Origin of the sequence: Anabaena sp. CCY 0017, from assembly GCF_963920885.1 — a bacterium.
GTDB lineage: Bacteria > Cyanobacteriota > Cyanobacteriia > Cyanobacteriales > Nostocaceae > Nodularia.
In genome coordinates, this window is the sequence record NZ_CAWUDG010000131.1 from 1 (window position 1) to 221 (window position 221).

A 221-nucleotide genomic window follows, 5' to 3' on the forward strand; every position below is an offset into this window, starting at 1 on the left:
CCGATCGAGACCGACGCACAGGCGTTCGAACGCGAAGCCGCCGGGCTGTCCCAGGCCCAGCGCGACGAACGCCGCCAGGCCCTGACCCAGCGCCTGCAGGTTCTGCAGCAGCAGGTCGCCCACAACAGCCTTGAGATCGAGGCCACGCGCGCCACGGTTCTGGAGCAGATCGCCAATGCGGCCCAGCCGGTGATCGCCCCGGTCTATGCGTCGAAGACCTG

1 protein-coding gene is annotated in these 221 nt (G+C 69.2%); it reads left to right on the forward strand.

The annotated features are described in order from the left end of the window. On the forward strand, positions 1-221 hold a 221-nt coding region (locus tag ACM0OW_RS25950; RefSeq protein WP_414553607.1), incomplete at both ends, for a hypothetical protein.